Genomic DNA, 12,566 nt, shown 5'->3' with positions numbered 1-12,566 from the left:
GCTCACTCCTTCGCATTCGCCGCGGGCGGCACGACAAGCGCCCGGCCGACCCGTGCTTCGATCTTGCCGTATCGCCACAGGTTGTAGTCGCCGACGGGCGTGCTGCGAAACAGATTGCACACAGCGACCGCCGTATCCAGGTCGGCCACGTCGGCCATGATGTAGAACGTCCAGGGGGCGGCGTCCGACTGGCCGACACAGAGGCGGTCGTCGTCCATGATGCCGAGTATGCGCACGTTCTCCATGGCTTCGACTGCGGCGAGCATCTGGCCATAGGCTTGCCAGACTTCGCCGATCCTGTCGCGCGGCAGATCAAAGAAATTCTGCGTGACGCCGCAACAAAACAGCACGCGCAGCGGTAACGAGGAAGTATCGATCATTGAATGTATCCTCAACGCCCCAGCGCGCGTGCCGTCTGGCCGCCAATGCCGAAATCGGTGTTCGGAATGTCCTTGATGATGACGCGCGTCGCCGCGATTGGCGCATCCAGTACCGCGGCGCCCGTCGCCGAAAGCCCGGCGATCAGCGCTTGCTTCTGCGCGTCGGTCCGTCCGGTGATCAGGATCGCGACGATGACCGGCAGTGACGGCGCCGCACCGTTCGCCGCGCTCTTGCCGCCGATGCCGAAATGCGTGGCCGGCAACTCGCTGAGCAGAACGCGGACGGCTTCGGCGGGCGCATCGATTGCATCGACTGTCGCTTGCGTCAGCTCTGCAATCAACGTTGCTTTGCTGGCCTCGCTATGACCCGCTGCCAGATAAACTTCGAGTGTAGGCATGAAAGAAAGACCGGTTGTGGGCCTCGGCTGCCGCGGGCGGCCGAGGCGCCTTCAGCATGGAATCAAAGCAGGAAGCCGATTGCACTGAGCGCTTCGGTTGAATCGATCAGACGAATGACCTTTTCGACGAGGCGCGGCGTGCCGCCCGCAAAGCTGATCGTGTGCGAAAGATCCGCTGCGAAGATCGTGGTGGCGCTGCGCTTATAGGCGACGATCACTTGCGCCGACCGGACTTCGACCACGTCCGGCGCATCGCTCTCCAGCGTGAAGCGCGACACGGTGCGCACGGTTCGCGCCGCATCGGAGGCAGACGCGGAGTACCCCGACGTCATCCGCTGCACGCGTTTCTCGCGCATGTCCTGATCGTCGTAGGCGTAGTTCAGCGACGCCGCGTAGTCGGTCGTGGCGGGATCGATCGGCACGACGTAGAAGCCGGTGGGATCCCACAGGTCGAGCCACGCGCGGTAGTCGCGGCGGTCCAGCATCTCGGCTTCGCGCCAGATGAATTCGACAGCTCGCGCGAAGCTTTGCTGTGAGAAGAGTGCGTTGCGATCATCCATCATGCCTGCTCCATCATGGCGCGCCATTGCCGGTACGCTTCGCGCATGCCGGTCTCGTCGGTGGCGTGCGCGGTCTTTTCGCCGTTGGCGGCGGTGGTCTCGCGGTTGAGTCCGCGGTTCACGAGGATCGGCACGTCGGGGCCGGCGTGCGAACCGCGCTGAACGCGCTCCCATGCCTCCGCATCGTCAGGACTGCCAAAGCCGAAGGGACCCTGGAAGTGCTCATGAATGCGCAGGCGTACGCGGTTCGCTTCGTCGGGGCCGCCGTCCATGGCGAGCGCGACGTGACGGATCTCCGTTTCCTCGGACGACAGGGGCCGCAGCACCCGGAAGAACGCCATCGATAGCGCCAGGTTCGGAAACAGGTTCAGGTTGAAGCCGACGCCCATCAGCGAGCGCACGATGCGTCGGACTTCTGCGGGCGAGTGACGCCCGGCCAGTTTCGCGGCGAGATCGTTGAAGCGCTCGGGCAAGGGAGCGCCGTCGTCATGGTCCAGATCCACCAGCTCCGGCACCAGCACCGCAAGGCTATGGCCATTGCCGAGCGAGCGGCAAAAAGCATCGTCGCTCGTCATGAAACTGGTGATTGCAGCGGCCGTTTCGTCGTCGATCGATTTCATCCAGGACTTGTGCACAACCGGGAAGTGATACAGGTCCGTGGTGTTTTCCAACTGGATTTTCCAGTTGCCCTTGAAGCGGAACTTATGTTCGCCATTCGCCTTGATCGGGTAGCCGGCGCCCTGCTTCATGAACAGGTCGATCCACGGCTTGGCTCCGCCGAGAAAGTCTTCCAGCGGTTCGATGTCTTCGTTGAAGCTGGCGAAGATCAGCCCTTGATAAATGCCCACGCGCAGTGCTTTGAGCGGCAGATCGTTTTTCTCGCAGACGCCTTCGTAGCCGTCGCCATAGGGCAGTGCGCGCAGCGTGCCGTCGAGCGCGTAGGACCAGCTGTGATAGGGACACGTGAAGCCTTTGGCGTTGCCCTTATGTTCTTCGCAGACCGTTGCGCCGCGATGGCGGCAGCGGTTTTGCAGAACGTGAACCGCACCGCTCTTGTCGCGCACGACGATCACAGGTTGACGTCCAATTGTGGTCGTGCGGAAATCGCCAGGGTTCGGCAGCTCGCTCTCGTGCGCGACCCAGATCCACGTCTTGTAGAAAATGCGTTCGAGTTCCGCCTCGAAGAGCGCGGGGTCGTAGTACATGGACGGCGCGATACGGTCGGGTTGGGCGCGACGATGCAGTGCGCCGGTGTCGATAGTTTGATAAAGGGTGTCGCTCATCGGTGTCTCTGGGTTGTCACGGTCGAGTCGCTTTGAAAATCGCATTGAGGCTGGGCGCTGTGGGGTTCGCGCTACCGTTTTACTAGTGTCGGCGTGTAGCCAATATCGGTCAAATCGATCTAAAATGAGTTGCCGAATAAGTGACGCAAATAATAGGTTGCCCCATGACTTCGCTTGACCATATCGATCTCAACCTCCTGCGGGTTTTCCAGGCCATCGTGGAAGAGCGCAGTCTGACCAAGGCGGGCGAACGCCTTGCGTTATCGCAACCGGCCGTGAGCTATGCGCTCGGCCGTCTGCGCACGCTGTTCGACGATCAGTTGTTCATCCGCACCCGCTCAGGCATGCAACCCACGCCCATCGCACTGGAACTTGCGACGATCGTGGGCCGTGCGTTGGATACCGTGCGCGAGGCGCTGCGCTACGCCGAGTCGTTCGATCCGGCGCTCAGCACGCGCACGTTTCGATTGTCGCTGTCCGATGCGGGCGAAATGGCCTATTTGCCCGTCATCTGCAAGGCCTTGCACGAACAGGCGCCGCGTACCCGGCTCATCGTGCAGCCGATGCCCGTGGAGGACATCGAGGACGCGTTGCGTTCGAGCAAGCTCGACTTCGCGATCGGCAATCTTCCCGACCTGATGGCGCGCACGCGCCATCAGTTGCTGTTCGAAGAGGACTACGTCTGTATGACGCGGCGGCGCCGTGGCTTGCCGACGGGCAAGAAGCTGAGCCTCGAGCACTTTCTCGGCGCCTCGCACATCCAGGTACGCTCTCTCGAGCACAGTCACCATGCGCTGGACGACGCGTTGCGGGCGCAGGGTGTCGGCCGCAATATCGCGCTTGAACTACCGCACTTCGTGGCGTTGCCGAACATCCTGATGGTGACGGATCTGTACGCAACGCTTCCCAAGCGTCTCGCGCAGATCCTGAACAAGGCGAAGGCGTTTCAGATTTACGATTTACCGGTCCGCTTGCCGGCTGCATCGGTGACGATGCATTGGCACGAGCATTTTCATGACGAGGATGGCATCGTGTGGATGAGAAACCTGTTGCTCGATTCGGTGCGCAAATTCGATCAGTTGTGAAACGTGGAGAACGAAAGGCGTGCGGGCGCTACAGATCGAGAACGAGCACGGGCGAGCGGGAGCGCGAGACGCAGCAGCATATGACCGCATTGCTTGCGCGTTCCGCCTTGCTCAGGCAATGGTCGCGATGCTCGGGCTCACCTTCCACGACAGGCACCATGCACGTCCCGCACACGCCTTCGCCGCATGAGGTATCCACCTCGATACCGATCTGGGCCAACGCGTCGACGATGCTTTGTCCGCCTTTGACCTCGACGCTCGTCCCTGTTTTTGCAAGCCGGACTTCGAACTGATCGAGCGCAGCGTTTGCGGCTTCGCTGTCAGTCGCGTCGTGTTGCGCGCCGAACCGTTCGAGGTGAATCGCCTCGTCACGCAAGTAGTCGCCCGCCACATGGACCACCCGCTCCATGAACGGAGCGGGCCCGCAGGTATAGAGATGGGCGCCGTCCGCGGCCTTTGCGATGCATGCGTGCAAGGTCTGGTCGAGCGTCTCGCGCGGCACGTGCAGATGGACTTCGACATGCTCTGCAAACGGCGGCGCGCGGAGTTGCGCGAGAAAGGCGGCCTGCTCGGGCATGCGGGCGAAATAGTGCAGCCTGAAACGCGCGTGCTGCCTGAGAAGCCGATAGGCCATGGACAGCAGCGGCGTAATGCCGATGCCCGCGGCGATCAGAATATGCTCGCTGGCGCCGCTCTCCAGTTGAAACAGATTGCGCGGCGCGCTCACCGACAATTCCATGCCGGCCACTACTTCGTCGTGCAGTGACCGCGAGCCGCCGCGCGAAGCCGGTTCCTTTTTTACCGCGAAGATGTGCGTGTCGAGACGTTCGGGGTCGCCGCACAGCGAGTATTGACGCGTGATGCCGGCCGGGCTCGTGACGTCGATATGCGCGCCGGGCTCATAGGCGTCGAAGGGCTGGCCGTCGAGGCGCGAGATGCTGAATGAGCGGATGCCTTGCGCTTCGTCGCGCAGCGCGTCGACGCGAACCTTAAGTCGGGTGATTTCCATGTTGACGATCGATAGGGTGTGACGAAAAGCAAACAGCGAACCGCGGCGCCACGGGTTACGATGAAGACGGGGTGCGTGTCTCGTGCGTGAACCGCAGCGTGACGACCGTCACCAGGCCGAGCAGCATGAGGAAGAGCGAGATGGGCCAGTACGCGTGGTAATGCGAAAGCAGCGCCACGGCAATCAGCGGCGACATGCCGCCCGCAAATATCGAGGCCACCTCATGCCCTAGTGCAACGCCGGAATAGCGCACTTCCGTGCTGAACAGTTCGCCGACGAGGGCGGGGAGCGTGCCGATCATCGCACCATGGCACACCGCTGTGCCGAGTACGAGAGCGAGGTAGATCAGCGGTGTCGAATGCGTGTTCAGCAGCCAGAAAAATGGGAACGCCATCACCATGAGCGACACGGCGCCGATCATATACACGGGTTTGCGCCCGAGCTTATCTGAGAGCCTGCCCCATGCCAGCATCGCGGCCATTTCGACGACCATGGCCAGCATGACGGCCGTGAGCATGGTCGAACTGGCGATGCCGGCGAACTTGCCGTACACCAGCGAAAACGCGAGGAAAATGTACGCGCCGCCGTTTTCCGCCACGCGCAGACCCATCGCCACCAGGATCTCCTTAGGATGCCTTTTGATTGCTTCAAGCACCGGCATGTGGGATGTCTTGCCCGCATGTTCGGCGTTTTCGAAATCACGGCTTTCCGGCAGGTTGTAGCGGATGTAGACGCCGAGCGCGAAGATCAGGACGCTTGCGAGGAACGGCAAGCGCCAGCCCCAGGCGAGGAATGCCGCGTGGGGTAACGCCTGCGCGGCGAGAAAGGCGCCGGAAGATAAAACGAAGCCGCCGCCCACGCCCAATTGACTCCACGCAGCGTAATAGCCGCGTTTTTCGGGCGGGGCGTTCTCGCTGATCATCAGCACGCCGCCACCCCATTCGCCGCCGGACGCCACGCCTTGCAGCAGGCGCAGTGCGACGAGCGCCGCGGGCGACCAGAGTCCGGCCTGGCCATAGGTCGGCAAGAGCCCGATCCCGAAGGTCGCCACGCCCATGATGAGCAGGGTCCAGACGAGCGAAGCCTTGCGGCCGTAGCGGTCGCCAATGTGGCCGAACACAACGCCGCCGAGCGGTCGGGCCACAAAGCCGATGGCAAAGGCGGCGAACGCGCCTAGCGTGCCAATCAACGGATCGGCATGAGCGGGAAAGAACAGTTGACCGAATACGAGAGCCGCAGCCGTTCCGTAGACGAAGAAGTCGTACCACTCCATAGCGTTGCCCGCGACGGATGCGACGACAATCCGGATGAGGGCTTTGTTATTGAACGCCGGAGTCTCGATGGCGGTGGTCGATGGTTGCACGGATGCCATGTTCGCTCGTGAGGAAATAGTCGGGCGGCGCGACCTCGACGAGAGGGCTCCGCATGGCAAGCAGTGTCGACGCGCCGTTTCGCTGCGTCAAATTCGCCGAAAATGGAGCGGCCTATCAGTGCCACAAATGATTTCTAGAAACCGGGCTGGTGAAACATCTCGTAGATGGCGTCGCGCAGCCATGCGATGCCCGGATCGGCGGAGAACTGCGCATGCGAGTGCACCTGAATCTCGATGGGCGGCAGCGAGAACGGCAAGGGCAGAATCCGGAACGCCTCGTTCTGGTTGAAGCGTTGCGCGATGCTGCGCGGGAAAATCACTGCGAGATCGGTGTTGCGGACAATTTCGGGCGCCACCACGAAATGCGGCAAGCGCAGCACCACGTCACGCTTGAGATTCAATTCCTCCAACCATTGCTCCACCATTCTGTGCCCGGTCGCGTTGGTACTGGCGTACACGTAACGCAGGCCGGCGAGCTCTTCTTTGGTGGGTTTCAGGGTTCGCAGAGGGTGGCCGGCCCGTACGACGCAGACATGCTCGTCGACGAACAGCGTCTTGCTGACGCAGCCGGGATCGAGACCCGGGACATAACCTAGCGCCAGATCGACCTTGCCGCTGCGCATCGCAGCGGTCACCGATTCGACCGGGAAGTTGGTGACTTCGATGCGGATGCCACGCGCCGTGTTCTCGAGCATGGCGAGGATCGGCGGCAGGAAATAAAACTCGGACATGTCGGACATCGACACGCGAAAGACCCGCTCGGCCGTCGCGGGGTCGAACCGGGCGAGTTGCTGCACCGCGACGTTGATGATGCCGAACGCCTGGGTGAGCGGCGGATACAGGCGGACTGCCGCGTCGGTCGGGACCATGCCCGCGGGCGTTCGTACGAACAACGGATCGTCGAACAGCGTGCGCAGTCTGCGCAGCGCATGGCTGACCGCCGATTGCGTCAGGTCCAGACGGTCTCCCGCAGCGGTCAAACTGCGCAGATCCCAGATGGCCATGAACACACGCAGCAGATTCAGATCGGTAACGCCCGGGGTTGACTTGGTCATGACCTTCGATCGCTTGGCTCCTTGCGCAGATTACCGTAAATGCTGCGCATCGGGTAATGCGGGGTACTGCCGCTATACGGCGGAAAGCGCTCGAAATCGCCTCTCATCCGGGCGCGAACCGGTGAGGCCAGGGCGGCCGACAGCGCGAGCGGATCGTCGAACACCACCTTGTTTCGCTGCATCGCGGTGGCGCGTGGCAAGGCGAGGCCCGTGCGGTAATCGACCCGCGTGTAGATTTCCAGCTCGCGTATGCCCGGAAGCTCGGCCATGAGCGGCGGATGGTGCGTGAGGTAATGCGTGAGCCAGGCGTTGAGGTCGGCGGCTTCGCCTTCGTAGCTGACGAGATAGGTGCATCGCTCGATGGCTGCTTGTGAGACGCCGGCATCCGGCGTAGCGAATTTTCGCACCGCCATCACCTGCTGGGCAAACAGGTGCTGATCGCAGCCCGCCGCGCCTGAGATGTCGAGCGCGGCCTGGATGCGGCCGTCGCGTTCGAGCGCCGCTTCGAGTTGGCCCAGGTCGTCGAAATACCATTGGAGGACGCAGTGCGGATACTGTGCGGGCGCGCTCAGCAGAGGATCGCCGTGCGCGGCTTGTACCGGGCAATGAATCACGAGGCGCCGCAGACCTTCCACCGCCAGGGACGCCGCATGCAGGGACGCGGCATCGAACGGGGGGATGGTATGAGGCGCGTCGCAGGCGTTGCCCATCAGAAAGAGACATACGTCCATGCTTATCTCGCCGCGCCGGCACTGACCGAAGGCGTCGCCGTAGCGGGTCGCTCAAGCCGGTGGAACTGCCGTCCAAAGTAGATCAGACCATCGCCGTCCGCGCGCAGCGAAATGTGCTCGATGCGTACGAACAGAACCGAGTGCGAGCCCACGGTCTTGCTGTCGACAACGAGCCCTTCGAGCCTCGCGATCGCATCCGACAGCACGGGCACGGACGACGAACCGGTCGCCCATCCGCAATGATCGAAGCGTTCGTCCATCGAGCAGCCCGTCATGCCGGCAAACGTGCGCGCAAGATCCTGGCATTCCGCGGCCAGCACGTTGATGCAGACACTGCGGTTTTGATGCAGCAGATCGTGCACGTAACTGGTCTGGTTGATGCACACCAGCATGGTCGGCGGCGAGTCGGTCACCGAACAGACCGCGCTGGCCGTGATCCCGCAGCGTCCATGTGGGCCGTCCGTCGTGACGATGTTGACGGCTGCCGGCAGATACGCCATCGCCTCGCGGAACTGCCGCCGGGTGTCGTCGTTCGTCATAGCGTCCTCCTCAGTCGTACTTAGGGTTGGCATCACGGATAGGGCGTGACGGGCGGGATGCCGACGAACAGGGCGCCGGATGCATCGTAAGTACCTTCGCCGAGAAACGCGTGCTGGGTCACCACGATCGAATCGCGCACCAGCCGTTGCAGACGGTTCTCGCGGTAGATCGCCGCCACACCGGCCATCTGATAAGCCTGCATCACAACATCCGCGCCAACCTGCGCCGCATGCGTCGCGCTGAGCCGCAAGATGTTCGCCTGGGCCGGCGTCACGGGATCGCCGGCCAGGATCGTGTCCCATGCGGCTTCCGCGGACTCGAAGAAGAACGCCCGCGCGCTGCGCCAGTTTGCTTCTGCCTTCGCGAGACCCGAGCGGTAATACGCACGGTCCGCGAGACGCGGCGCGCCGGTGGTGGTATGGGTGACGCCGGACATCTGCGCGAGCAGATCGAGCGCGGCGCGTGCCAGTCCGACGTTGACCGCAGCGTGCACCTGAGCCTGATACGCAACGGCGGGGTAGCGATAGAGCGGCTCGTCGACCAGTGCCGCGCCGCCGCGCACGAAGGTCCATTGCGCGTCGACGAATTTGTTCTGCAGACGCAGATCGTGGCTACCGGTGCCTTGCATGCCGACCACGTTCCAGTTTTCGACAATCTCCACCTCGCTTGCCGGGAAGACCGCCGTGAACGGTTTTCCGGCACCCGCTTCGCCCGGATTGGCCGGCACGCCGCCGATGCCCACCCCGATCCAGTCCGCGCCCTTGCAGCCGCTGGCGAAACGCCATTGCCCGCTAACCATGAAGCCGTCCGCAACCTGGGCGGCCTTCTGAAGCGGATAGAGGCCGCCGGCGAAGACCTGGTCCGGCCCAGCCGCATAGATGTGCGCCTGCGTCTCGAGCGGCAGCGAGGCGAGGTAGGTATTGGCCGAACCGAACGCCGCTACCCATGCAGTCGATCCGTCGGCGATCGCAATGCGTTCCAGCATTTCCAGAAAACGCGGCGGGGGCAGCGCGTCGCCGCCGAAGCGGCGCGGCGTACTCGCGCGGAAGATGCCCGCACGTTTCATCTTTGCGACCATGTCGCGCGGAATGTGGGACAACTGATCGAATTCGTCCCGGCGGCGCTCGATCTCCTCGAGCAGGATCTCCAGGCTGATCGGACCGGAGTACTCGGGATAGTCGCTGCCCGGACCGTCCGGCTGAGCCTGGTAGGCATAGGTTGAAGCGCTTGCGCTTTGGAGGCTTTGCATACTCGATACCTTGATGGATTGACGAAACGATTGAAGCGCTGCTGATGGCCGGCGCGAAGTCATTGACCGGTGTTCTGGGCACTTTGCCGGGCTTGCAGCCTGAGCGCTTTGGGGAACGTCTCAGGTGCGAGGCAGGTGGCCAGAACCGTAATCAGGCCCAGCACGCCGAGGTAGAGGGCGATGGGCGTCGCACTGCGGTAATGCGCGAGCAGGGCGGTGGCGATCATCGGCGACAGGCCGCCGCCGAGCACCGATGAAATCTCGCGTCCAATGCCGAGTCCGGAGAAGCGCAGATGAACCGGCAACAGTTCGCTGATAAAGGCCGGTTGAGCGCCTTCGAGTATGCCGAGCGTGACGCTATTGGCGAGAATGAGCGCGGCCATCACCTTCACGAAATCGCCTGAGCTCAGCAACACGAAGTAGGGGTAAGCGACCAGGACGATCGCAATGGAACCAACCAGATAAACGGGCTTGCGGCCGACCTTGTCGGTCAGGTGTCCTGTGAATAGTGCGACCGGAATCATCAGCAGCATGGAGACCGTCAGTCCGCCGAGGAGCCACGACGATTTGAGGCCGATGAACTGGCCGTAGACAATCGAGAAGGCGAAGAAGAGATACGACGCCGCGCCCTCGCCGAAGCGCAGGCCGAACACCGTCAGCACCTGGCGCGGACAACGGCGCAGGACCTCCACAATCGGAAGACGGCTGGGTCGACCGGCTGCCTTGACTTCGGCGAACTCGGCGCTTTCCTCGACGGAGCGGCGCATCCACAGTCCGAGTGCGACGAGCACCGCGCTGCACAGAAACGGCACGCGCCAGCCCCAGCTCTGAAAGTCGTCGGGAGACAAGTGCTTGGCGAGCAGGAACGCGAGCGTCGACAGGACGAAACCAAACGCTGCGCCGCCAGGGCTCCAGGCGGCGAGTGCACCGCGCTTCGACGCCGGTGCGCTCTCGTGAATCAGCAGGATGCTGCCGCTCCATTCGCCGCCTGCCGCGAGACCCTGAAGGATGCGCAGCAGGACGAGCAGCACCGGAGCCGCAATACCGATCTGCTGGTAGGTGGGCAGCAGGCCCATGCCGACCGTCGCCGTTCCCATGGTCAGCAAGGTCAGCATCATGACCGTCTTGCGTCCGTAGCGGTCGCCGATGTGGCCGCACAGCACGCCGCCGATCGGACGGGCGATGAAGCCCACCGTAAAGCCGCCGAATGCCGCAATCGTGCCCGTCAATGGATCGTTTCCGACCGGGAAGAACAGGTGGCCAAACACCAGCGCCGCGGCCGTGCCGTACAAAAAGAAGTCATACCATTCGAGCACCTGGCCCAGCACGGCAGTCGTGACGGCACGACGTACGGCACTGATGGGACGAGCCTGAGAGGGGGAAGCAAGCGTCACTGTCGCGTCGGGGTTCATGGCTTTGGGCACACACGAAGTTGGAGTTCCTGCTTGCCGGAGACCGGGGTCGGCAGGGAGAGAAGACACGTCGGGAAAACATGGTCGAACGATAGGCGCGGCGAAAAGGCCGGTCAAATTCAGGACAAAAATGAACGCTATGAACGGGCTTCATGTCGGTGCCCCGGCACCTGGCGAACAGCGCCACGAATAAGCCACGCTTATTTGACACGCTGTTTTTGGCTGATTTGATGCCGTGAATCTGCCCACTTAAATTTCGCTTCACGGGGCAGGGCTTCGCCATGCCGACGTGTCGTCCCGTTGCAGATTGATTCGTTATACAAATTAAATCCGGATAAATCTCCCCATAAGGAAACATTGTGAAGAAGCTGCTCGTCGCTTTGGTTGGAATCTCGTTCTTTAGCGCTGGGGCCCGGGCTCAGAGCAGCGTGACGATCTACGGCATCATCGACGATGGGTTGACCTGGTCCAGCAATCAGGGCGGCAAAAGTGCGTTGCAGATGCAAAGCAGCATTTCGCAGGGCAATCGCTGGGGGCTGAAGGGCGTGGAGGATCTTGGCGGCGGTACGACGACGATCTTCCGCCTCGAAAACGGCTTCAACGTCAATACGGGTGCGTTCAGCCAGGGCGGCCGGGAGTTCGGCCGGCTGGCCTATGTGGGCCTGTCCAACAACCGCTATGGCACGGTCACCCTGGGGCGGCAGGGCGAAGAAGTGGGCGACTATATCGGCGCGCTATCGGCGAATGGCGTCTTGCCTGGCGGCATCCTGTTTCCGCACCCCGGCGACCTGGACAACAACGGCATCGACTTTCACCTCAACAACGCGGTCAAGTACGTGTCCCCGACCATCGCGGGCCTGACGGGAGTCGCCACTTATAGCTTCGGTGGCGTGGCGGGTGAGTTTGCTCAGGACAGCGCGAAATCCTTTGCGCTTCAATACGTGAACGGCAGCCTGCAACTGGTGGGCGCCTATACCTCGATCGACCATCCGGCTACCGCCGTCACGGAAGGCGTGTGGACGTCCACCAATACCGTCGACGGCAACTATGGTCTCGCTGCCAGCAGCTACAAGGTGCTGGGTCTCGCCGCGGCGTACACGTTCGGTGCGGCAAAGATCAGCGCCGACTGGACGCATACGCAGTTCGGCGGACTCGACCCTACGCTGGGCGCGAAGATCGACGGACACGTGACGTTCAATATCGGCGAGGTCGTGGCCAGTTACATGGTGACGCCGGCGCTGCAACTGGGCGCCGCGTACAGCTATACCGAAGGGAGTGTCTCGGCGACCGGGCAGGAACCGCGGTACCACGAGGTCGATGCAAGCGCCGACTACCTGCTTTCCAAGACCACCGACGTCTATGCATCCGCAACCTACATGCACGCCGCAGGCGGTGCTGTCGCCGATCTCGCGCCGGTGCTCGAACCCTCGAGTTCGCCGAATCAGGTGGCGCTGCGCATTGGTATCCGCAAGCGCTTCTAGGCCCGTAAGCG

General features: G+C 62.7%; 13 protein-coding genes. 2 read left to right on the top strand and 11 right to left on the bottom strand.

Annotation, left to right across the window (positions count from 1 at the left end):
- Window positions 1-2 precede the first annotated feature (2 nt).
- The 4 genes from BUS12_RS25050 to BUS12_RS25035 all read right to left on the bottom strand — a co-directional run bounded on the left by BUS12_RS25050 (window position 3) and on the right by BUS12_RS25035 (window position 2,621).
- Window positions 3-380 carry a hypothetical protein gene (locus BUS12_RS25050; RefSeq protein WP_074300133.1) on the bottom strand — a complete coding sequence of 126 codons (378 nt, stop codon included), beginning with the start codon at window positions 378-380 and terminating at the stop codon, window positions 3-5.
- An 11-nt stretch (window positions 381-391) separates the two neighbouring features.
- The gene (locus BUS12_RS25045) at window positions 392-778 is read right to left on the bottom strand and encodes a tautomerase family protein (RefSeq protein WP_074300132.1); all 387 of its coding nucleotides are present in this window, start codon (window positions 776-778) and stop codon (window positions 392-394) included.
- 62 nt (window positions 779-840) lie between these two features.
- Entirely contained in the window at window positions 841-1,341 is a 501-nt protein-coding gene (locus BUS12_RS25040; RefSeq protein WP_074300131.1) for an aromatic-ring-hydroxylating dioxygenase subunit beta, read from the bottom strand.
- The gene (locus BUS12_RS25035) at window positions 1,338-2,621 is read right to left on the bottom strand and encodes an aromatic ring-hydroxylating oxygenase subunit alpha (protein WP_074300130.1); all 1,284 of its coding nucleotides are present in this window, start codon (window positions 2,619-2,621) and stop codon (window positions 1,338-1,340) included. Before BUS12_RS25035 ends, BUS12_RS25040 begins: the two co-directional genes overlap by 4 nt.
- 164 nt (window positions 2,622-2,785) lie before the next feature.
- Here BUS12_RS25035 and BUS12_RS25030 point away from each other — a divergent pair, with 164 nt between their 5' ends.
- Window positions 2,786-3,706: a LysR family transcriptional regulator gene (locus BUS12_RS25030; protein ID WP_074300129.1), complete on the top strand. Its 921-nt coding sequence runs from the start codon at window positions 2,786-2,788 to the stop codon at window positions 3,704-3,706.
- Window positions 3,707-3,734: 28 nt separating this feature from the next.
- Here the strand turns inward: BUS12_RS25030 and BUS12_RS25025 are convergent, their stop codons facing one another.
- From BUS12_RS25025 to BUS12_RS24995, 7 genes are all read right to left on the bottom strand, one after another.
- On the bottom strand, window positions 3,735-4,715 hold the full coding sequence (locus tag BUS12_RS25025) for a PDR/VanB family oxidoreductase (protein WP_074300128.1): 981 nt from the start codon (window positions 4,713-4,715) through the stop codon (window positions 3,735-3,737).
- A 55-nt stretch (window positions 4,716-4,770) separates the two neighbouring features.
- Complete coding sequence (locus BUS12_RS25020) at window positions 4,771-6,087, bottom strand: MFS transporter (protein WP_074300127.1); 1,317 nt, start codon at window positions 6,085-6,087, stop codon at window positions 4,771-4,773.
- Window positions 6,088-6,221: 134 nt separating this feature from the next.
- A complete protein-coding gene (locus BUS12_RS25015) occupies window positions 6,222-7,142 on the bottom strand; it encodes a LysR family transcriptional regulator (RefSeq protein WP_074300126.1) in 921 nt (306 codons plus the stop codon).
- On the bottom strand, window positions 7,139-7,873 hold the full coding sequence (locus BUS12_RS25010) for an ethyl tert-butyl ether degradation protein EthD (RefSeq protein WP_074300125.1): 735 nt from the start codon (window positions 7,871-7,873) through the stop codon (window positions 7,139-7,141). Before BUS12_RS25010 ends, BUS12_RS25015 begins: the two co-directional genes overlap by 4 nt.
- Window positions 7,874-7,875: 2 nt before the next feature.
- Window positions 7,876-8,412, bottom strand: coding sequence for a 4-hydroxyphenylacetate 3-monooxygenase, reductase component (gene hpaC, locus BUS12_RS25005; protein WP_074300124.1), 537 nt, complete (start codon window positions 8,410-8,412; stop codon window positions 7,876-7,878).
- 32 nt (window positions 8,413-8,444) lie between these two features.
- A complete protein-coding gene (locus tag BUS12_RS25000; protein WP_074300123.1) occupies window positions 8,445-9,662 on the bottom strand; it encodes an acyl-CoA dehydrogenase family protein in 1,218 nt (405 codons plus the stop codon).
- A 59-nt stretch (window positions 9,663-9,721) separates the two neighbouring features.
- The gene (locus BUS12_RS24995) at window positions 9,722-11,074 is read right to left on the bottom strand and encodes an MFS transporter (RefSeq protein ID WP_074300122.1); all 1,353 of its coding nucleotides are present in this window, start codon (window positions 11,072-11,074) and stop codon (window positions 9,722-9,724) included.
- A gap of 359 nt (window positions 11,075-11,433) precedes the next feature.
- Between BUS12_RS24995 and BUS12_RS24990 the strand changes: the two genes are divergently transcribed.
- Entirely contained in the window at window positions 11,434-12,555 is a 1,122-nt protein-coding gene (locus BUS12_RS24990; RefSeq protein ID WP_074300121.1) for a porin, read from the top strand.
- The last annotated feature ends 11 nt before the right edge of the window (window positions 12,556-12,566 follow it).

This window comes from Paraburkholderia phenazinium (assembly GCF_900142845.1).
In the GTDB taxonomy this organism is placed as follows: domain Bacteria; phylum Pseudomonadota; class Gammaproteobacteria; order Burkholderiales; family Burkholderiaceae; genus Paraburkholderia; species Paraburkholderia phenazinium_A.
Note: the sequence above shows the minus strand (reverse complement) of the source record. Positions and strands in the feature narration are given on the sequence as shown.